12 protein-coding genes are annotated in these 20,863 nt (G+C 70.1%); 6 read left to right on the top strand and 6 right to left on the bottom strand.

Translation table 11 applies throughout. From position 1 onward, the window contains the following. Nucleotides 1–34 precede the first annotated feature (34 nt). Nucleotides 35–10,300 carry a hybrid non-ribosomal peptide synthetase/type I polyketide synthase gene (locus BO221_RS34975; RefSeq protein WP_073565211.1) on the top strand — a complete coding sequence of 3,422 codons (10,266 nt, stop codon included), beginning with the start codon at nt 35–37 and terminating at the stop codon, nt 10,298–10,300. Between the two features lie 22 nt (nt 10,301–10,322). On the opposite strand, the gene BO221_RS34970 is transcribed toward BO221_RS34975, so the two are convergent. The 4 genes from BO221_RS34970 to BO221_RS34955 form a co-directional block, all read right to left on the bottom strand. Beyond that, nucleotides 10,323–12,272, bottom strand: coding sequence for a hypothetical protein (locus tag BO221_RS34970; protein ID WP_073565210.1), 1,950 nt, complete (start codon nt 12,270–12,272; stop codon nt 10,323–10,325). Nucleotides 12,273–12,365: 93 nt separating this feature from the next. Beyond that, nucleotides 12,366–13,034 (bottom strand): hypothetical protein, encoded by a 669-nt coding sequence (locus tag BO221_RS56580; protein ID WP_073565209.1) that lies wholly within the window; start codon nt 13,032–13,034, stop codon nt 12,366–12,368. Next, complete coding sequence (locus BO221_RS34960; RefSeq protein WP_073565208.1) at nt 13,024–13,545, bottom strand: Wall-associated protein precursor; 522 nt, start codon at nt 13,543–13,545, stop codon at nt 13,024–13,026. Before BO221_RS34960 ends, BO221_RS56580 begins: the two co-directional genes overlap by 11 nt. A 44-nt stretch (nt 13,546–13,589) precedes the next feature. Continuing rightward, complete coding sequence (locus tag BO221_RS34955; RefSeq protein ID WP_198956249.1) at nt 13,590–14,225, bottom strand: TetR/AcrR family transcriptional regulator; 636 nt, start codon at nt 14,223–14,225, stop codon at nt 13,590–13,592. Between the two features lie 105 nt (nt 14,226–14,330). On the opposite strand from BO221_RS34955, the gene BO221_RS34950 reads away from it, so the two are divergent. From BO221_RS34950 to BO221_RS34930, 5 genes are all read left to right on the top strand, one after another. Further along, nucleotides 14,331–15,317 (top strand): NAD-dependent epimerase/dehydratase family protein, encoded by a 987-nt coding sequence (locus BO221_RS34950; protein WP_073565206.1) that lies wholly within the window; start codon nt 14,331–14,333, stop codon nt 15,315–15,317. 87 nt (nt 15,318–15,404) lie between these two features. Continuing rightward, nucleotides 15,405–15,626 (top strand): hypothetical protein, encoded by a 222-nt coding sequence (locus BO221_RS34945; protein ID WP_073565205.1) that lies wholly within the window; start codon nt 15,405–15,407, stop codon nt 15,624–15,626. 4 nt (nt 15,627–15,630) lie between these two features. Beyond that, nucleotides 15,631–16,383, top strand: coding sequence for a M15 family metallopeptidase (locus BO221_RS34940; protein WP_073565204.1), 753 nt, complete (start codon nt 15,631–15,633; stop codon nt 16,381–16,383). A 34-nt stretch (nt 16,384–16,417) separates the two neighbouring features. Further along, nucleotides 16,418–18,235 carry an ATP-binding protein gene (locus tag BO221_RS34935; RefSeq protein ID WP_158079964.1) on the top strand — a complete coding sequence of 606 codons (1,818 nt, stop codon included), beginning with the start codon at nt 16,418–16,420 and terminating at the stop codon, nt 18,233–18,235. A gap of 91 nt (nt 18,236–18,326) precedes the next feature. Then, nucleotides 18,327–19,556, top strand: coding sequence for a Bcr/CflA family multidrug efflux MFS transporter (locus BO221_RS34930; RefSeq protein WP_073565202.1), 1,230 nt, complete (start codon nt 18,327–18,329; stop codon nt 19,554–19,556). A 7-nt stretch (nt 19,557–19,563) separates the two neighbouring features. Here BO221_RS34930 and BO221_RS34925 read toward each other — a convergent pair whose 3' ends face one another. Both BO221_RS34925 and BO221_RS34920 read right to left on the bottom strand, forming a co-directional pair. Further along, the gene (locus BO221_RS34925; RefSeq protein ID WP_083681828.1) at nt 19,564–20,466 is read right to left on the bottom strand and encodes a LysR family transcriptional regulator; all 903 of its coding nucleotides are present in this window, start codon (nt 20,464–20,466) and stop codon (nt 19,564–19,566) included. A 44-nt stretch (nt 20,467–20,510) separates the two neighbouring features. Beyond that, nucleotides 20,511–20,819 carry a hypothetical protein gene (locus tag BO221_RS34920; RefSeq protein WP_073565201.1) on the bottom strand — a complete coding sequence of 103 codons (309 nt, stop codon included), beginning with the start codon at nt 20,817–20,819 and terminating at the stop codon, nt 20,511–20,513. Nucleotides 20,820–20,863 lie beyond the last annotated feature (44 nt).

The following is a 20,863-nucleotide window of genomic DNA, read 5'->3' as shown; positions in this document are numbered from 1 at the left end:
CACCACCACAGCCAGCGCAACCGACGAGACCATGATGAACCGCGAGCCCATAGCGATCATCGGCCTGGGATGCCGTTTTCCGGGTGCGAGGGATCCACGGGCCTTCTGGAAGCTCCTCCGTGACGGCGTGGATGCGATCTCCCCGGTGCCCCCCGAGCGGTGGGACATCGAGGCCTTCTACGATCCGGACCCCTCGGCGGAGGGGAAGATGAGCACCCGCTGGGGCGGGTTCCTGGAGCAGGTGGAGCAGTTCGATCCCCAGTTCTTCGGCATCGCCCCGCGTGAGGTGACCTCCATGGATCCCCAGCAGCGGTTGCTGCTGGAGGTGACGTGGGAGGCGCTCGAGGACGCGGGCCATGCCCCGGAACGCCTGGCGGGCTCGAAGACGGGCGTCTTCGTGGGGATGTCCAGCTACGACTACTACACGCTGTTGTGCAGGAACACGCGCAACATCGATGCGCACGTCGGGACGGGCAACACCAACTGCATCGCCGCCAACCGCATCTCGTACCTGCTCGACTTCCAGGGGCCCAGCCTGGTGGTGGACACGGCGTGCTCCTCCTCGCTCGTGGCGGTGCACCTGGCCTGCAAGAGCCTGTGGAGCGGGGATGCGGCCCTGGCCGTCGCGGGCGGCGTGCAGCTCGTGTTGTCCCCCTGGGTGACGGTGGGGTACTCGAAGTCGGGGTTCATGGCACCGGATGGCCGGTGCAAGGCCTTCGATGCGCAGGCCAACGGCTACGTGCGCAGCGAGGGCGCGGGTATCGTCGTCCTCAAGCCCTTGTCCAAGGCGCTGGCGGATGGAGATCGCATCTACGCCCTCGTCCGGGGCGGCGCGGTCAATCAGGATGGGCGCAGCAACGGGCTCACGGCGCCCAACCCCGCGGCGCAGGAAGCGGTGCTGCGGCAGGCGTACGAGGACGCGCGCATCTCCCCCGCCCAGGTGCAGTACATCGAGGCACACGGCACGGGGACGAAGCTCGGAGACCCCATCGAGGTGAAGTCGCTCGCCGCGGTGGTGGGCCCGGGGCGCTCCGAGAGCGACGTGTGTGCGCTGGGCTCGGTGAAGACGAACATCGGCCACCTGGAGGCCGCGGCGGGCATCGCGGGCCTCATCAAGGTGGCCCTGTCGCTCTCGCACCGGCAGCTCCCGCCGAGCCTGCACTTCAAGACGCCCAACCCCTACATCCACTTCGACAAGATTCCGCTGCGCGTCCAGCAGTCGCTGCAACCCTGGCCCGAGGTGAAGGGCCCCGTCCTGGCCGGGGTGAGCTCGTTCGGCTTCGGCGGCACCAACGCCCACCTGGTGCTGGAGGGGGCCCCGGCGGTGGCCGTGGACGAGGAGCTGGATGCCGAGCGGCCCCGGCACCTCCTCACCGCGAGCGCGAAGAGCGAGGCCGCGCTGCGCGCCCTGGCCCGCCACTACCAGGAGCACCTCGGGGAGCATCCGGAGCAGGCGCTCGGTGACCTCTGCTACAGCGCGAACACGGGGCGCTCGGGCTTCCCCCACCGGCTGGCGGTGGTGGCCGGCTCCCCGGCGGAGCTGCGCGAGCGGCTGGACGGCTTCGCCAGCGGCCAGACGGTGCCCGGCACGGCCTCCGCCCAGGTGAACCGCCGCAAGCGCCCGAAGGTGGCGTTCCTGTTCACCGGCCAGGGCGCGCAATACCCCGGCATGGGGCGCCAGCTCTACGAGACGCAGCCCACCTTCCGGGACGCGCTCGACCGGTGCGACAAGATTCTCCGCCCGCTGCTGGGCCAGCGCCTGCTGAAGGTGCTCTACCCGGAGCCGGGAGAGCACTCGCCCCTGGACGAGACGGCCTATACACAGCCGGCCCTGTTCGCCCTGGAGTACGCGCTCGCCGAGCTGTGGAAGTCCTGGGGTGTGGAGCCGGCGGCGGTGCTGGGACACAGCGTGGGCGAGCTCGCCGCGGCCTGTGTCGCGGGCGTGTTCCGGCTGGAGGACGGCCTGCGGCTCATCGCCGAGCGGGCGCGGCTGATGCAGGCGCTCCCCCGGGAGGGGGCCATGGCGGCCATCCTCGCCCCCGCGTCGCGGGTGGCCGCCGCGCTGGAGCGGTATGCCGGGGTGCTCGACATCGCGGCGCTCAACGGGCCCGAGAGCACCGTCATCTCCGGCCGGAAGGAGGCACTCGACACTGTCGTCGCCGCGCTCGAGGCCGAGGGCGTGCGCAGCCAGCCGCTCCGCGTCTCCCATGCGTTCCACTCCCCGCTGATGGAGCCGATGCTGGATGGGCTGGAGCGGGTGGCGGCGGAGCTGCGCGTCCAGGCGCCCAAGGTGCCCTTCATCTCCAACGTGACGGGCGAGGCGCTGGCCGCGGGCCAGGTCCCCGACGCCGCCTACTGGCGCAAGCACACGCGCGCGCCCGTGCGCTTCCTGGACGGAATCCGCGCCCTGCACGCGCTGGGGTGCGAGCTGTTCCTGGAGATCGGCCCGAAACCCATCCTCACGCACCTGGGCTCGCGGTGTCTGCCCGAGGTCCAGGCCGGCTGGCTGCCCTCGCTGACGGAGAAGCGGGGCGATTGGGACGTGATGCTCGACACCCTGTCCGCGCTGTACGTGGGCGGGGTGGAGGTGGACTGGAAGGGTTTCGACCGGGACTACCCGCGCCAGCGCGTGTCCCTGCCCACCTATCCCTTCGAGCGCAAGCACTACTGGTTCAAGGAAGAGGCACCCCAGGTGATTGAACGAGTGTCAGCAACGGCCGTGTCCAAGCCCCAGGCGGCGGAGCCCGCGAAGCCCAGGCGGCTCGAGTCCATCGTGGCCGCGGTGCGCAAGATGGTGGCGGATCTGCTCAAGGCCGCTCCTTCCGAGATCGACACCCAGGCCTCCTTCCTGGAGATGGGCGCCGACTCCATCTCGCTCATCGAGGCCATCCGGCTCATCGAGACCGACTACAAGCTCAAGCTCTCGGTCCGGCAGCTCTTCGAGGAGATGACCACCATCGAGGCGCTGGCGGCCCACATCGAGCGCAACCTCCCGCCGGAGCAGGCCCTGCCCCAGGCCGCGGCGCCCGCTCCGGCCGCCGCCGTGCCTCCTCCGGCCGCCGAGCCCGTCCGGCTGCCCGCGGCCCCCCCCGCCGCGACGGGGCTCGTGGCCCTGGAGTCCCTGAAGCCCCGGCCCGAGCAGGCCGTGGCCGCGTGCTCCGTGTCCCGCGCGCCCGCCTCGAATGGGGTGAAGGCCACCAACGTCTTGCGGCCCACCCACGGGGCCTCGGGTGCCCAGGTCCTCCAGCCCGCGCCCGCCGCGCGGCCCCAGCCCGTGCTCCCGGCCGCTCCCGAGGGCTCGCTCGAGCGGCTCTTCTCGCAGCAGCTGGAGATCGTCTCCAAGCAGCTCGACCTGCTCCGGGACCGGGGCGCGCCGCCGGTCTCGCTCCCGGCGCCGGCCCCCGTGGATGAAGAGGTTCCCGCGCCTCCGCCCGAAGCCGCCGCACAGCCCGTCGCGCCGCCCGCGCCGGCACCGCGCGCCGAGCCCGTCGAGGCTCCTCGTCCCGCCGCTCCGTCCGTGCACGCGCCCGTGGCCGTGTCCGGTGACGCCAGCAGCGAGCTGAACCAGCGGCAGCAGCAGCACCTGCGGACGTTCATGGAGCGGTTCGGCCGGCGGACGCGGGGCTCGAAGGAGTGGGCCCAGAAGCACCGGCCCGCGCTGGCGGACAACCGGGCCCTGGCCGGCTTCCGCATGCCCATCAAGGAGATCAGCTATCCCATCGTGGGCTCGCGCTACGAGGGCTCGCGCATCTGGGATGTCGATGGCAACGAGTACGTCGACACGGCGATGGGCTTCGGGACGCACTTGTTCGGCCATGGGGCGCCGTTCATCAAGCAGGCCATCGCGCGGCAACTGGAGCGCGGGTTCGGCGTGGGCCCCCAGCCGGAGCGCGCGGGACAGCTCGCCGAGCTGTTCGTGGAGCTGACGGGCACCGAGCGCGTGACGTTCTGCCAGTCGGGCACCGAGTCCGTCATGACGGCGCTGCGCCTGGCGCGCACCGCGACGGGGCGGCAGAAGATCGCCCTCTTCAAGGGCTCGTTCCATGGCCACTTCGACGGGGTGCTCGCGCGGGGCAACGAGCAGGAGGCGGTGCCCGTGGCCCCGGGTGTCTCCCAGGGCGCGGTCCGGGACGTGGTGGTGCTCGACTATGGCGAGCAGAGCGCCATCGACTACCTGAAGCAGCACGTGCACGAGCTGGCCGCCGTGCTGGTGGAGCCGGTGCAGAGCCGCCGCCCGGAGCTGCAGCCGCGCGAGTTCCTGCGGCAGGTGCGCGAGCTCACCCTGGCATCGGGGACGGCGCTCATCTTCGATGAGATCATCACGGGCTTCCGGATCCACCCGGGAGGCGCGCAGGCGTACTTCGGCATCCAGGCGGACCTCGCGACGTACGGGAAGATTCCCGGCGGAGGCATGCCGCTGGCGGCGGTGGCGGGCAAGCGGCGCTTCATGAACGGCATCGACGGCGGCCAGTGGCGCTACGGGGACGACTCGTACCCGGAGGCCGAGCGCACGTTCTTCGCCGGTACCTTCAACAAGCCGCCTCTCTCGCTGGCGACGGCGCTGGCGGTGCTCCAGCACCTGAAGGAGCAGGGGCCCCGGCTCCAGGAGGAGCTGAACGCGCGCACCGCCCGCCTGGCCGCGACGCTCAACGCCTTCTTCGAGGCGCAGCGCGTGCCGATGCAGGTGGTGCACTTCGGCTCGCTCTACCGCTTCGTGCTCAAGGGCAACCTGGACCTGTTCTTCTTCCACATGGTCGAGCGGGGCGTTTACGTGTGGGAGGGGCGTACGTGCTTCCTCTCCACGGCGCATAGCGAGGCGGACGTCGAGTTCATCATCCAGACGGTGAAGGACAGCGTGGAGGAGCTGCGCCAGGGGGGCTTCCTGCCCGGGGGCGGTGGGCCCTCGAAGGGCGAGCCGCGAGCCGCCAGTGCGCCGCCCCCCAGCGCTCCCGTCCAGGCGCGTGCGGGCAACGGCGTCCAGGCGCCCGCGCAGCGCACGGAGTTATGGCGGCGGCTCAAGAGCGCGTCCTCGGAGCGGACCGTCACGCGGGAGGGCACGCGCGACGGGGCCATGGACTTCAGCCTCTACTTCTTCGGCAAGTACGAGGCCGCGTACCGGGAAGACAAGTATGACCTGCTGCTGGAGAGCACGCGTTACGCCGACGCGCACGGCTTCTCCGCGGTCTGGGTGCCCGAGCGGCACTTCCACCCCTTCGGTGGTTTCTCGCCTAACCCGTCCGTCGTCTGCGCGGCGCTGGCCCGGGAGACGAAGCACCTGCAGCTGCGTGCCGGCAGCGTCGTCGTACCGCTGCACCACCCGCTGCGCGTGGTGGAGGAGTGGGCCGTGGTGGACAACCTGTCCAAGGGACGGGTGGGGCTGTCGTTCGCCTCCGGCTGGCATCCGGATGACTTCGTGTTCGCGCCGGACTCCTTCGGCCACCACCGCGAGCTGATGTTCGAGGGCATCGAGAAGATCCGCCACCTGTGGCGCGGCGGCTCCCTGCGGGCGCGCAATGGAGGCCAGAAGGAGATCGACGTCAGCAGCTTCCCGCTGCCCAGGCAGGCGGAGCTCCCCTTCTGGGTGACGATCGTCAACAACCCGGAGACGTACATCCGCGCGGGGGAGATCGGCGCCAACGTGCTGACCAACCTGATGGGCCAGTCGCTCGAGGACCTCGAGCGCAACATCGCCCTCTACCGGCAGGCGCTGGGGGACAACGGGCATGATCCGGCCTCCGGCAAGGTGACGTGCTTGATGCACACCTTCGTCGGGGAGGACCTGGAGACGGTGCGGCGCACGGCCCGGCAGCCCTTCTGCGACTACCTGGCGGCCCATGTCTCGCTCTTCCAGAACCTGGCGAAGAGCCAGGGCCTGAGCGTCAACGTGGACACGCTGACCCCGGACGACAAGCAATACATGTTGTCCAAGGCCTATGACCGGTACGTGCAGACGAGCGCGCTGATCGGCACGCCGGACACGTGCGCGAAGATCCTTGAGAACATGAGGGCCATCGGCGTGGACGAGGTGGCCTGCTTCCTGGACTTCGGGGTGGATGCCCGGTCCGTGATGGAGGCCATGCCCTCGCTGGTGAATCTCAAGGACCGGTTCCGCCGGGACGGTGGCGGTGGCCCGGCCCCCAAGCCGGGACGGAGCGAGGACACGACGGAGCCGTCTGGGGATGTCACGCTCGCGCTGACCGAGTCCCAGCAGGAGTTCCTCATCGTCGCGCAGATGACGGCGGACGACAGCTCCATGGGGGGGCACCAGGCCATCGCCCTGAAGCTGTCGGGGCTGCTGCGCATGGATGCGTTACAGACAGCGGTCCAGCAGGTGGTGGACCGGCACGAGGCGCTGCGCACCACCATCAGCGCCGACGGGGACAGCCAGCGCGTCCACCGCTCGGTGAAGGTGGATGTCCCGCTGGTGGATTTCTCGCACGTGGAGGAGAGCGCCCGCGAGCGGGAGGTGCTCCGGTGGTTCGACGAACAGAGCGAGAGCGGTTTCGACCTGGTGAACGGGCCGCTGTTCCGCGCGCAGGTGCTCCGGTTGCACGCCGAGCTGCACGTGTTGAGCCTGGCCACGCACCACATCTTCTGCGACGGGCAGTCCATGGCCGTCATCGTCGAGGAGCTCGCGGCGCTCTACTCGGCGGCGTGCCAGGGGGAGCGCCGGGAACTGCCCGCGCCGATGCAGTTCCGCCACTTCGTCGAGCGGCAGAACCAACAGCTCCAGGGGGAGTCCCTCGCGGGGCACGAGGCGTACTGGCTTGAGCGGTTCTCCGGACGGATTCCCGTGTTGCAGCTCCCCTTCGACCGGCCGCGCCCGCCGGTCAAGTCGTTCCAGGCGAACCGGCTGACGGACAGGATTGGCGCGGAGCTGGCCTCGGCGCTGAAGAAGGTGGGCCAGCGCTACGGCGCCACGCCCTTCATGACGCTCTTCGCCGCGTACGTGTGCCTGCTGCACCGGATGTCCGGGCAGGGGGACATCATCGTTGGCGTTCCGTCCTCGGGCCGGACGGTGGAGGGCAGCGCGGGCATGGTGGGCCATTGCGCCAACCTGCTGCCCATCCGGACGGACGTCAGCGGGGAGCTGCGCTTCTCGGAGCAGCTGGCGGCCGTGAAGAGCGTGCTGCTCGACGGTTACGAGCACCAGGCGTACCGCTTTGCGACCCTCCTGGAGAAGCTGCGCATCCCGAGGGACCCGAGCGTGTCGCCCCTCGTCACGGTGGCCTTCAACCTGGATCGCCCGGTCTCCGCGCCCCGGATGTCCGGGCTGGAGACAGACTGGGTCCCCCGGCCCATCAGCTTCGCGGTGGCCGAGCTGGGCTTGAGCATCGTCGAGCTGCGCGGTGAGCTGAGCCTCGATTGGGACTACAACACGGACCTGTTCGACGCCGCGACGATCCGCCGGACGATGGGCCACTTCCGCCGCTTGCTGGAGGGCATCGCCGCGAACCCGGAGCAGCGGCTGGGCGAGTTGCCCCTGCTCTCGGAGGAGGAGCGCGGGCTCTTCTCGCAGTGGAACCGCACCGGGGCTCCGAAGCATGGGCGGGCCTGTGTGCATCACCTGTTCGAGGCGCAGGTGCGGCGCACGCCCGGCGCGCCAGCGCTGAGCTTCGGCGGAGTGACGCTGAGCTATGGCGAGTTGAACGCGCGGGCCAATCAGGTCGCGCACCACCTGCGCTCGCTCGGGGTGGGGCGCGAGTCGCTCGTGGGCATCTGCGTCGAGCGCTCCGTGGAGATGGTCGTGGGTCTGCTGGGCATCCTCAAGTCCGGCGCGGCCTATGTGCCGTTGGATCCCTCCTTCCCCGCGGAGCGGCTGGCCTACATGGTCGAGCACTCGCGGCTGTCCCTGCTCCTGGCGCGGGAGGAGACCGTGGGAGTGCTGCCCCGGAGCGGGGCGCGGGTGCTCCGATTGGACACGGAGCGCGAGGCCCTGGCGCGTCAGCCCACCTCGGACCTGGAGGGGGGCGCCACCGCGGAGGAGCTGGCGTATGTGATGTACACCTCAGGCTCGACGGGGACGCCCAAGGGCATCCAGGTCCTGCATGGGGCGGTGACCAACCTGCTCGAGTCGATGCGGGACCTGTTCTCTCCATCGGAGCGGGACGTGCTGCTGGCGGTGACGACGATGTCGTTCGACATCGCGGCGCTCGAGCTGTACCTGCCGCTGATGGTGGGCGCGCGGCTGGTGGTGGGGGAGCGCGAGACGGTGTCGGACGGCGAGCGGTTGAAGCAGGAGCTGGAGCGCGTGCGCCCCACCCTGATGCAGGCGACGCCCGCGACGTGGCGGATGCTCATCGAGACCGGGTGGCGGGGTGACCCGGGGCTGACGCTCCTGTGCGGTGGCGAGGCGCTGCACCGGGAGCTGGCCGGGCAGCTGCTCACGCGGGGCAAGCAGCTCTGGAATCTGTACGGTCCCACGGAGACGACGATCTGGTCTTCCGCGTACCGGGTGGAACCGGGGGAGCGGGGCTCGCGGCGCGAGGATGCCGCGGAGCCGATTGGCCGGCCGATCGCGAACACGCAGTTGTACGTGCTGAATCCTCAGCTCCAGCAGGTCCCCGTGGGGGTCACCGGAGAGCTCTACATCGGCGGCCTGGGCGTGGCCCGGGGCTACCAGGCCCAGCCCGCGCTGACGGCGGAGAAGTTCCTCCCGGATGCGTTCAGCGGTGAGCCGGGCGCGCGCCTCTACAAGACGGGGGACCTGGTCCGTTACCTGCCGGATGGAGCCATCGAGTACCTCGGCCGCACGGACCACCAGGTGAAGATTCGCGGGTTCCGCGTCGAGCTGGGTGCCATCGAGGCCGCGCTGGCGCAGCACCCGGCTCTTGCCAACGTCTCGGTCATCGCGCGCGAGGTGGCGCCCGGGGACACGCGCCTGTTCGGCTACGTGGTCTTCCAGCGCGAGCAGTCCGTGCCCACGGAGGCGCTCCACCGGTTCCTCGAGGACAAGCTGCCCGGGTACATGATTCCCGGGCAGCTCACCGCGCTGGAGTCACTGCCGTTGACGCCCAACGGCAAGGTGGACCGCAACGCGCTGAAGGCCCTGGACGTGGGGCGGCCGGAGGCGCGGGTCCACGTCGCGCCGCGCAATCCGCTGGAGGCGGAGCTGGCGAGGCTGTGGGAGGAGGTTCTCGACGTCAGGCCCGTTGGAGTGACGGACAACTTCTTCCACCTCGGGGGCAACTCGCTGCTCGGCGTGCGCCTCATGACGAGGATCCGCCGCAACCTCGGGCAGGAGGTGCCGCTGTCGCTCCTCATCGAGGAGCCGACCATCGTCCACCTGGCCCAGTTCATCTACGAGAAGAGCCTCTGGGCGCAGGCCTCGGTGGCGCAGGGGAGGCCGTCGCTCGTGAAGGTGCGTCCGGAGGGCAAGCGCCCCCCGTTGTTCTTCGCGGCGCAGCTCGGCGGCATCTACCCGTCCAACGTGGTGGTGGGCCTGCTGGAGATGGCGCGGAGGCTGGACCCCGAGCAGCCCTTCTACGGCCTGCAGGCGCCCGCGCTCGCGCCGGAACTGGTGGAGGCGGGAACGCGGGGCGGTACGCTCGCCCTGGAGGGGTGGAGCTACGACTGGAAGAACTTCGAGCGCGTGGTGGCCGGCTGTGTCCAGGCCATCCAGGAGCTCCAGCCCGAGGGGCCGTACTACCTGGGAGGCTTCTGCTCCGGCAGCCTGCTCGTGTTCGAGATCGCCAGACACCTGCTGGCGAAGAATCAGCGGGTCGCCCGGCTCGTGTTGTTGGATCCGCCCATCGGTGGCGACGCCGTCCCGCCCGGGCCGGCGCGGTATGACCCCGAGCTCGCGAACCTGGTGTGGTTCATCGGCCGGGACGTGGGTTGGGAGGCGGGCTGGGATTTGAACGAGCTCTACCGTGAGCTGGAGCCTCTCGGCGCCGACGCACGCTGGACGTTGGCCCTGCGCAAGCTGAGGGAAGCCCAGGCGGTCCCGGCCAGCACGGATGAGAATGATCTGCGGCGGCTCTTCGGGGCGAAGCGGAACAACGAAGAGGTGATGAGCCGGATCCTCGAGCACTACCAGCCGCCGAGCTACCCTCACCCTGTCACCGTCCTGATCTCCGACCACACGCGGGAGGACTACACGGAGGAGGCACTCCAGGCGGCACTGGCGCGCGTGCGCCAGCACCTCACGGGGCAGCTGGAGGTCCATGTCGTCCCCGGAGACCACGGCAGCTTGTTCCACCCGCCGAATGTCCAGGTGCTGGTGGAGCACGTCGGCAAATGCCTGGCCGGGAGCGGTCAGTCGGGCAGTGCGCCCCGGTTGCGCGTGGCGGGGACCTGAGCCCGCCGGAAGCGGCGTTTGATCACCGCGAGGCGTCGGGACGGAATCGCCGCTCGATGCGCGAGCGCAGCAGCTCGAGGACTTCCTTCTCGGAGGTACCGGCCTCGGGCGCCAGCTTCAGGGTGATGGCGCCCCGGGTGACGAGCGCCTCGGGCTCGAGCGCCTTGCCGCGCTGCTCGAGCCGCAGGTGCGCGGGCGCCAGCTCCACGCCGTAGGGCTGGAGGTACAGGTCCACGAAGCGCTGGAGGAGCTGGGCGGTGGTGAGGGTGTCGCGCTCCTCGGGGAGGAGCTGGAAGCCGATGGTGGTGCCGGCGAGCCGCACGCCCTGCTCGACGATGGTGCCGAGCCGCAGCGAATGGGGCAGCAGCGCTTCCTGGCCCTCGGAGCGGCTGTAGAGCCAGTAGCTCTTCTGCACGTGGGCGCACAGCGGGCACAGCATGCCGTTGAGCTCGTCGAGCCCGCGGGTGCGCAAGAGGTGCTGGAGGAGCACCTCCTCGCCACAGCGCTTGCACTGCTCCTGGGGGCCGAGGACGGCGAGCACGGAGCGGCCGCGCTCGGCCACGTCCTCGCGCTGGAGGGCCAGGGGCACGGCGGCGAGCAGCTCGGCGTCGCGCAGTTGGAGGCCGAAGCGGACCTCCTTCTTCATCACGCGCATGCCGAGCTCCAGGTGGCGCGGCAGCCGCGTGAGGGCCTGGTCGTAGGTGGGCGCCTCGGGCATGTCCAGCTCGCGCAGCAGCTCGTAGCGCTCGGCCCAGGCCTCGGTGGTGTCGAGCCCCGGAGGCGGACGGCCGGCGGCCTCGGCGAAGAAGGCCATGAGGGTGAGGGCCACCTGCCAGGGCTCCTGGGAGACGGCGTCCTCGAGGCGGCGGGCGAGCTCGCGCGCGGCGGGGGTGGCACGCTGGCGCTCGAGGCGGAGCACGCCCTGGCGCACCAGGGGGCTCTCCTGGACAGGGTCGAAGGCGCGGAGCTTCCGCCCCTTCACGTTCTCGGCGAGCGTGGACATGCGCTTGTTCCTCAAGGAAGTCAGTGTGCGCGCGGCGCGCTCGAGCTGGCGCATGCGGGCGCGGGCATCCTGGGCGAGCCCTTGCAGCTCCTCGTCCATCTCCGCGCGCGTCTCGGCGAGGTAGTCCCGGCCCTCGGCCTCGCGGCCCTTCGCTTCTTCATGGAGGCGGGCGGTGGCGGTGGCGCGGAGGCTCTCGCGCTGCTGGCGCAGGGAGTGGACGGCGGTGGAGAGGATGCGGATGCGGCGCTCGAGGTGGGCGAGGCGCTCGTCGTCGGTGAGGTTGCCGGGAGCGGTGTCACCGGCGCCCACCTTGGCGGCGATGAGCTCGAGGGTGGTGCGGTCACCGGCCTCGTAGGCCACGTTGACGCGGGCCATGAGGGCGTCGAGCCGCGTGCGCTCCTCGTCCGACTGGGCGAGGTCCGGGTGGAGCAGCCGGGCCAGACGGCGGTGGAGCCGCTTGAGGGCCACGGCCTCGTCCTCGCGCTCGGCCTGGAGCTCTTCCTCGGAGGGGGAGTCGTCCTCGGGGCGCTCCTCGTCCTCGAAGGTGTCCTCGTCCTCGTCGTCGTCGAAGGTGGCGCGCTTCGAGGGTTCCTCGGGGGACTGGCGCGCGGAGGTGCGGGGTGGAGCGGAGCGCTCGGGGGGCTTGCGTGGATCAGCGGAGGGGAGGGCGGGCTGCTCGAGGAGGCGGGTGAGGGCGGAGGCGGCGTCCTGGAGGTTGCGGAGCCGGCGCAGGAGACGTTCGGAGCGGCTGACCTCCTCGAAGGAGGCGGAGAGGGAGTCCTCGTAGGCGCGGGAGAAGCGCTCCAGCTCGAGGGCGAGGGAGTCGAGCTCGGTGTCGAGGGAGTCGATTTCAGCGAGGAGCTCCTGGAGGCGGAGCTCGGCGCGGCGCAGGGGCGACTCCTCGGGGGGAGGCGCGACGCGGAGCAGGGCCGACTCGGGAGCGAGCGGTGCTGTCGACGAGGAGGACATGGCGCGGGGGAACCAGGGTAGCGCGAGGGCGGGGTGATCGCCCGTAAATGTCCTGAGCGCAAGTAGACGCCTGCCCGCCCTGGGGGCGGGCGGTTACAGCTCGGGCCGGAGCGGGCCGAGTCCCATCGGGTCCCAGGTGTATTTCTCGGTGGGGATCAGCTTCATGTTCGTGAACTGGTGCCGCTCCACGAAGCGGACGAAGCGCTCGGAGACGATGGGACTGCCGGGCATGCCGCGGGCGAAGAAGACATCCTCGCCACGCCACTGCTCCAGGGTGAATCCGTGAATGGCGGGAACGTTGGTCTCCCGGCACCAGTCGCAATCGATGGGCTTGTGGCGCCGGATGCGGCTCCTGGCTTCATCCACCGCCGCGCCGCCGAAGACGGGGACAGTGTGGAAGTAGGGAGGTGGGATCTTGGGGGCGCTGCGCCGCCGGGTGCGCACGCGAACGATTTCCACCGGGTCGAAGTCAGACAGCCCGGTCAGTCCCTCGGCGCGGAAGGCCTCCACGAAGCGGGCGGAGAGGAGGTGGCCACTCCCGGGTCCCTTGATGTAGTCCCCGAACGCCGTGCCATACAGCGTCAGCTCGCCGCGCCGTGGTGGCAGCCACGCTCGCATCCCAATGAAGGAGCCGCAGAGATGGCACCGTGGGGCCTCGCCAGCCTCGCCAATGGTCCTTCCACTCCTCTCGAAGTCCGTGTCGTGACTGGAGTCCATGGCGTTCTTGAGCACGAAGAAGCGGGGAGGGGCGTCAGAAGCCAAGGGGGAACCTCTTGAGCATGTCGGGGCGGCTGTAGATGGAGCGCAGGTAGGCCTCGAACTGGCTGGCCGTCACGGACCTGTACTGATCGAGCCATTCGACGACTTCCGCGTCTACCTTCCGGTGCCATTCCTGATAGCCGCAATGCGCCTTCTCGTCCACGGCCCGGGTGACGAAGCGGGGATCCCGGGGCTCGTAGACGCCCATGAGCGTGGGATGGTCATCCAGCGCCTTGAAGATGGGCTTGGAGATGATGTGGTGCAGCTGGCCCGTGCAGGCGGGTGGCTCGGGCGCCTCGGAAGCTGCCTCGGCGGAGGCCCCTGCTGCCTTGGCCGCCTGTTCGTCTTCCGCGACCTTCAGTGCCCGAAGGGCCTGGGCGATCTCAGCGGCCTTCCGGGTGTCCAGGGCCGCGCAGCCCGTGGGCCTGCCCTGCTTGCAATCACAGATGGCGGTGGAGTCAACCGGCAGGCAGGGTAACTGCGTCGCGACGATCAGCAGAAGAACCGAGAGCATGCGCCCGAAGTTACCAACATGCTCTCAGTTGGAGCCGGGTCCGTTCAGCCGCGCGGGCGCTGTGCCCCCGTCAGCCCCGGCAGTCCGTGGAAGAAGGTGGTGACCAGCGTCGAGGCGAGCACGTCCGCCTCCGTTCCCTGGAACCCCGCGCAGGTGATCTTCAGGCTCACGATGCCGTGCACGCCCGCCCAGAACACCTCGGCGAGCTGCCGCGTGTCCGCGTCCTCCGCCAGCCGCCCCGCTGACTTCAGCTCCTCGAGCGGCTGCACCAGGAACGCGAAGGCCCGTGCTCCCGCGTCATCCTGCCCCTCGCCGAACAGCGCCGTGGTGAGCTTCGGATCCTCCATGAAGATGAGCCGGTACGTCTCCGGCTGCTCCAGTCCGAAACGCACGTAGGCCCTCGCCGCCGCCGTCAGCCGCTCCATCGGCTCTTCCACTTGCCCCGCGGGTGCCAGGTACTCCAGCAACTGCTGGAAGCCGCGCACGCTCAGCTCCCGGGCAATCTCCTCCCGGTTCTCGAAGTGCAGGTAAAGCGTCGCCGGCGCGTACTCGATGGCCTCGGCCAGCTTGCGCATGGACAGCGCGGCGAACCCCTCGCGCACCACCATCTCCCGCGCCGCCTTCAATATCCGCTCGCGCAGTTCCGCCCGCTGCCGCTCCTTCCGCTCCGAAATCCCCATACCCCCACTGTAGGACTTGACTCCGTGAACGGCAATCACTACATGAACGGTGTTCACTGAACGGTGTTCACAAAGTGCCCGGCGTTCCGGGCGGAGGGTAGGAACATGAGCAAGCAGGGACAGGTGGCGTTGTTCGGTGCCTCGGGCTCCATCGGGCACAGCGTGGTTCAGGCACTGCGGGCGCAGGGGCGCGGCTACAGGGTGGTGGGCCGTTCCCGTTCGTCCCTGCAGCGGGAGTTCGGCGCGGATCCGCGGGCGGAGCTCGTCACCTGGAACCCGGATGACCCTTCCTCGGTGCGCGAGGCGGCACGAGGCGTCTCCACGCTCATCTACATGGTGGGGGTGCCCTACACGGACTTCCACCTGCACCCGGTGCTGATGCGCCGCACGCTGGACGCGGCCATCGCCGAGGGCGTGGAGCGCCTGGTGATGATCAGCACGGTGTACCCGTTCGGACGCCCGCGCACCGAGCGGGTGACGGAGGATCATCCGCGCGAGCCCCACACCTTCAAGGGGCGGATGCGCAAGGAGCAGGAGGACCTGGTGCTCGAAGCGGGGGCCTCGGGTGCCATCCAGACCACCCTCCTCCGGCTGCCGGACTTCTACGGGCCGGGCGTGGAGCGCAGCTTCCTCTACCGGGCCTTCCGCGCCGCGCTCGATGGCAAGCGGGCGCAGCTCATCGGGCCCATCGACACCCCGCATGAGTTCGTCTTCGTGCCGGACGTGGGGCCGGTGGTGACGGCGCTCATGGACGAGCCCCGTGCCTACGGACGGGCGTGGAACCTCGCGGGGGCGGGCGTCACCTCGCAGAAGGAGCTCGTCGAGCGCATCTACGCCGAGGTGGGCCGCCGTCCGAAGGTGATGGCGCTCCACCGCCCCCTGATGCGCGTGCTGGGCCTGTTCGACCCCATGCTGCGCGAGTTCGTGGAGATGGACTACCTGCACACCACGCCCGTCATCATGGACGACTCGGCGCTGCGCGGGCTCATCGAGGTGCGCAAGACGCCCTATGCCGAGGGCATCCGCCAGACGCTGGAGGCGATGCGCGCGAGCGACGCGGCCTCGCAGGTGCGTCCCGCCCTGGCTTCGTGAGGGGCGCCGCGCTTCGAGGGGGGTTGGTCTGCCCGGCCGGTTCCGGCCTATGATCGGGGCCCCACCGTCCCCCCTTGGAGGAGCGCCATGGCTGGCAGAGACCCCAATCGCCGCATCTACGGTACGCAGCCCCTGCGCCGCGTGGGTACGGGCCAGGACCGCTTCGACAAGGAGGCGCTGGAGGGCGCTCCGGAGTCTCCCGTCTCCACCGTGCGTGAGCAGCGTCAGATGAACGCGCCGCTCAACCCCGAGCGCAAGAGCTTCGCCGCGGCCCTCGAGCGGCTGGGCACCCCCGCCAAGAAGAAGTAGCCCGATGCTCGGCCTGCTCCTGCTCGTGCTCGCTGGACGCGCGGGGGCCGAGGCACCCACGCCCGACTCTCCCCCGCGCGCGCTGGCGTGCCTGGCGAAGTGGTACCCGGTGGAGCCGGTGAAGGTGGACGGCGCGTGGCACGCCCGGCTGGCGGGGACCACGCACCCGTGGGACGACGGGAAGACGAAGTCCTTCGAGCAGAAGCTCGAGTCTCCGGACCTGGAGGACATGTTCTCCATTCCGTACACCCCTGGCCCCATCCAGCCCGTGGTGCGCGAGAACGAGGACCCGGGGCGCATCCGCTTCGATGCGCTCTTCCACGCGGCCTACGGCGCCACCCAGGCCCGGGTGGACGTGGTGGACATCGACATCCTCGGGCAGACGCTGAAGGTGAACCGCAAGGTGGCCCCGGCCTTCGAGCGTGTGGCGAAGCGGCTCGACGCCGAGGTGGAGAAGGCGCCGTCCCTGCGGCCGTACCTGAAGAACCTGGGCGGCACCTTCGCGTGGCGGAAGATCGCCAACACGCACCGTCAGAGCGCGCACTCGTACGGGGTGTCCATCGACGTGAACGTGAAGCGCTCGCACTACTGGGAGTGGGCGAAGCCGAAGGCACCGGTGCGCTGGGCCAACCAGATTCCCCAGGCCATCGTGGATGCCTTCGAGGCCGAGGGCTTCATCTGGGGCGGGCGCTGGTACCACTACGACACGATGCACTTCGAATACCGGCCGGAGTTGTTGGATTCGTCATGCAGGTGACCAATCCATCGTCCGGCCGTCTGGTTTTGCTCTCTTGAATTCGTTTCTCCGGCTGGTGCTGTCCCGGCCGGAGTCTTATCCACTGGGCATGGCCATCCAGGATACGTGGAGGGGAGGGAATCCCGAGCTCGAGCGCCGCGTCCGGCAGTTGGAGGCGGAGCTCCGGCAATCCGAGGAGCGGCTCGAGCGCCGGGAGCGGCAGGTGGAGCTGCTGACGCACGCGGCCAGGCACTTCAACTCGGGGCTCGATGACCTGGACGTCATCCGGAAGCTCGTCTGGACGGCCATGGAGCTGGTGGATGCCACCGAGGGCGTCTGGGGCCGGGTGGTGGATGGCCGCATGGTCATCATGGAGTCCCTGTGGCGGGAGGGGCGGGACATCGAACCGCGCAACGTCTCCTTCGAGCCGGGCGAGGGAGTTCCCGGCCACGTGCTGCTCACCGGCGAGCCGTACATCTCGAACGACGCGGCCCATGATGAGCACGTCCTGCAGTGGCTGCGCGAGCTCCGGGGCTTCCAGAACCTGATCGACCTGCCCCTCTTCGACCGCTCCGGGGTGATGGTGGGGTGCTTCGAGCTGCACGACAAGAAGGGCCACCAGCCCTTCACCGAGGAGGACCTGCGGATGCTGGAGTCGCTCCGGGCCCTGGCCGAGGTGGCGCTGGAGAACGTGCGCCTCCAGGACAGGGTCCAGGCCGAGCGCAGGAGCCTCGCGGAGAGCGAGAACAAGTTCCGGCGGCTCTTCGAGTCCAACCTGATCGGCATCGTCTTTGGCGACATCCACGGCGCCCTCTACGACGTGAACGAGTACTACGCCCGGTTGCTGGGGGTGAGCCGGGAGGACGTCCTCGCGGGGAAGGTCCGCTGGGATGCCATCACGCCCGCGGAGGAGCTGGAGAAGGACCAGGCCGCGGCGAAGGAGATGCTCGAATCCCCCGAGGGCGTCTGCACGCCCTACGAGAAGCGCTACATCCTCCCGGATGGCCGCGTCGTCTGGATCCTGCTGGGGTGTGCCTTCATCGACGAGGGCCGATCCAGGAATGTCGCGTTCGTGCTCGACATCACCCAGGGCAAGGAGTCCGAGGAGCTGTTCGCGAGGTTCCTCAACAGCGAGCAGCTGGCCCGGGAAGACGCGGAGACCACCCTGTCGCAACTGCGGCTCGAGCGGGAGCTGCGAGATCAATTCGTCTCGGCCCTCAGCCATGATCTCCGCACGCCGCTGACCGCGGCGAAGATGAGCGCCCAGCTCATTCCCCGCCAGCCCAACCTGCCCGACAAGGTCTACTCGCTCGCGGCCCGGGTGCGGCAGAACATCGACCGCGCGGACCAGATGATCACCGACCTGCTGGACTCCAACCGCATCCGCGCGGGCCAGGGGCTGCCCATCGAGGTGGCCGATTGCGAGCTGCGGCAGGTGGTGGCCGACGCGCTGGAGGAGCTCTCGAGCGTCCATGGGGAGCGCTTCCACCTCCGGGGCGAGATGCGGATGGAGGGCCGCTGGGATGCGCGGGCCCTGCGCAGGCTCCTCGATAACCTCTGCGGCAATGCCATCAAGTACGGCGATGCGACGCGGCAGGTGACCGTGAGCCTGGAGCAGCACGGCGAAGAGGTGGAGCTCGCCGTCCACAACTGGGGAAACCCCATCCCCCCCGAGGAGCAGCGGACGCTCTTCCAGTACCTCGCCCGCGCCAGGAGCGCGGAGGTCAGTGGAAAGAAGGGCTGGGGAATCGGGCTGACGCTGGTGAAGGGCGTCGCCGAGGCGCATGGAGGCAGCATCTGTGTGGAGAGCACCCCGGAGAAGGGAACGTCCTTCCTCGTGCGTCTGCCCAGGATGACGAAGCCTCCCGCGTGAAGCGCCTGGGGGCCCATTGTTCTCCTGGCGGAACACTGTTTCCGCCCGGCCAGCCTTGGGCCGCCCCCGTGCCGGTGGTTAGACAAGCACGATGAGTTTCTCTACCGCGCCCCGGCGGCGCGCCCTGTTGCTGTTCGTGCTGGGCACCCTGACGGCCTTCGGTCCGCTGTCCATCGACATGTACCTGCCGAGCCTGCCCACCATCCAGGCCGAGCTGGGGACGTCCGCCTCCCAGGTCCAGCTCACCCTGGCGGCGTTCATGGCGGGACTGGGTATCGGCCAGTTCATGTATGGCCCTCTCTCGGACCGGTTCGGCCGCCGGAAGCCGCTCCTCGCGGGCATCGTGCTCTACATCCTCGCGTCCGCCGCCTGTGCCTTCGCGCCGAGCGTCCAGTGGCTCATCGCCCTGCGCTTCCTCCAGGCGGTGGGCGGTGCCGCCGGCGCCGTCATCGCGCGTGCCATCGTGCGGGACCTCTACAGCGGCCGGGAGATTGCCCGCGTGCTCTCCGTGCTCATGCTCATCATGGGCGCGGCCCCCATCCTCGCCCCGCTCCTGGGCGGCCAGGTGCTCCGTGTCGCCGGCTGGCGGGCCATCTTCGGGGTGCTCACGGTGCTCGGCACCCTGGCCCTGGGGCTCGCACTGGTGGCCATTCCCGGCACCTCGTCTCCTTCCCGGCAGCCCGGCGCCGGCAGCTCGCTCGGGGCGAACCTGCGCGTCCTCTTCACGGACCGGCGCTTCCTCACCGCCACGTTCGCCGGTGGCTTCGCGCAGTCCGGCATGTTCGCCTATATCTCCGGCGCGCCCTTCGTGTTCATGGAGGTGCTCCATGTCTCGCCGGAGCGCTTCGCCTGGCTCTTCGCCGCGAATGCCCTGGGCTACATCTGCGTGGGCCAGCTCAACCGGCGGCTCCTGGTCCGCCGCTCGCCCGAGCGCCTCGCCCTCTCGGCGACGCTCTTCATGGTCCTCATGGGCATCGTCCTCCTGGTGCTGGCCGTGAGCGGGCTCGGACGCGTCTACACGCTCGCCCCCGCCCTGTTCCTGTTCATCGGCAGCCTCGGCTTCGTGATGCCCAACGCGGCCGCGCTGGCCATGGAGGAGCACGGCGCCCGGGCCGGTGTGGCCTCCGCCGTCCTCGGCTCGCTGCAGTTCGCCGTGTCCGCCGTGGCCTCGGCGGGCGTGGGGCTCCTCAACGACGGGAGCCTGCTGCCCATGGCGGCCGTGATGGCCGTGTGCGCGAGCGCCTCGTGCCTGTCGGCCTTGAGCGTGCCCTTGAGGAAGCAGGACGAGGAGCAGGAAGCCCCCGCCGCCTCCGCGGCCTGAGGGCGCGTCACCCGCCGCGGAACACCTTGCGGAAGTGCTCGGTCATGAAGTCGACGAACACGCGCACCCGCTGGGGCAGGTGCTTGCGCTGCGGGTAGACGAGGGAGATGACGAGCGGCTCGGGCGCGTACGCGTCGAGCACCGAGAGCAGCCGCCCCTCCCGCAGGTCCGCGACCACGAGCGAGCGCGGCAGCCGCGCCAGCCCCAGGCCCTCGAGCGCCGCCTCGCGCAGCACGGCGATGTCATCCACCACGAGCGTGCCCGACACGGGGACGACGGTGGTGTGGCCCTCCAGCCGGAAGTCCCACTTGCTGTCCTTCAGGCGCAGGCAGTTGTGCGAGGCCAGGTCGTGCGGCGTGTGGGGGGGAGCGCGCCGGGCGAAGTAGGACGGTGCCCCGCAGATGAGCCGCTTCTCCGTGCCGAGCCGGCGCTCGATGAGGGAGCGCTCGTGGGGACGGGGGAAGAAGCGCACCGCGACGTCGACGTTCTCGGTGAGCGGGTCCACCCGCCGGTCCGATGCGGACAGCTCCACCTGGACGCGGGGGTAGCGCTCGGCGAACTTCTCCAGCAGGGAGGGCAGCGGGTGCAGGGCGAGGCCCACCGGCGCCACGACGCGCACGGTGCCCTCGGGGAGCGTGCCCACGTTGCCCAGCAGGTCCGAGGCCTCGTCCGCCACCGAGAGCAGCTGCGCGCAGCGCTCGTAGAGCTGGGCGCCCTCGGGCGTGACGGACAGGCTGCGCGTGGTGCGTTGCAGCAACCTCACCCCGAGCCGGCGCTCGAGCCCGGCCACGCGGGTGCTCACCGCCGACTTGGACAGGCCGAGCCGGGCCGCCGCCCCCGAGAAGGAGTGCGCCTCCACGACGCGGGCGAACACCGTCATGGCCACCAGGTCATCGAGGGATGCGCCCACGATTGTTCTCCTGCCAGAACAGTGCGTGGGCGTCGTGCCGCCGCTCAGTACCCGTCTGGCTTCTTGCCAGGGTAGGCCGACCAGTAGCCGTCGGGAAGCGGATTGGTCCCGAGATCACTTCGCACGCCGTCGCCGTCCGGAATCTCGCCCACGCCTCCGCAGGCGGCTTCCTCCTCGGCCTCCTCCTCACAGCGCTTGTGGAAGTCGTCGGGGGGCTCGTGCCGGGGTATCTGGTGCGCGCCTTGTTGCTCGCGGGTGGGCTCCCGCTCTTCCTGTTCGTTCCGCACGTCCGTGGGGCGTCCGAACATGTCCTCGGCGGGCTGCGGGGGTGGCCGTCTGTCCTGGTTCGCCATGATGGAATACCTCCGAACCTAAACGGTCATGACGTGCCCGCCCG

The organism is Archangium sp. Cb G35, assembly GCF_001896145.1.
Lineage (GTDB): Bacteria > Myxococcota > Myxococcia > Myxococcales > Myxococcaceae > Archangium > Archangium violaceum.
Note: the sequence above shows the minus strand (reverse complement) of the source record. Positions and strands in the feature narration are given on the sequence as shown.

Bases quoted from the DNA above. Each gene is read 5' to 3' on its own strand.
- BO221_RS34970 (WP_073565210.1), bottom strand. From the start codon at position 12,272: ATGTCCTCCTCGTCGACAGCACCGCTCGCTCCCGAGTCGGCCCTGCTC.
- BO221_RS34955 (WP_198956249.1), bottom strand. From the start codon at position 14,225: ATGGGGATTTCGGAGCGGAAGGAGCGGCAGCGGGCGGAACTGCGCGAG.
- BO221_RS34940 (WP_073565204.1), top strand. From the start codon at position 15,631: ATGCTCGGCCTGCTCCTGCTCGTGCTCGCTGGACGCGCGGGGGCCGAG.
- BO221_RS34920 (WP_073565201.1), bottom strand. From the start codon at position 20,819: ATGGCGAACCAGGACAGACGGCCACCCCCGCAGCCCGCCGAGGACATG.
- BO221_RS34950 (WP_073565206.1), top strand. From the start codon at position 14,331: ATGAGCAAGCAGGGACAGGTGGCGTTGTTCGGTGCCTCGGGCTCCATC.
- BO221_RS34975 (WP_073565211.1), top strand. From the start codon at position 35: ATGAACCGCGAGCCCATAGCGATCATCGGCCTGGGATGCCGTTTTCCG.
- BO221_RS34930 (WP_073565202.1), top strand. From the start codon at position 18,327: ATGAGTTTCTCTACCGCGCCCCGGCGGCGCGCCCTGTTGCTGTTCGTG.
- BO221_RS34945 (WP_073565205.1), top strand. From the start codon at position 15,405: ATGGCTGGCAGAGACCCCAATCGCCGCATCTACGGTACGCAGCCCCTG.
- BO221_RS34960 (WP_073565208.1), bottom strand. From the start codon at position 13,545: ATGCTCTCGGTTCTTCTGCTGATCGTCGCGACGCAGTTACCCTGCCTG.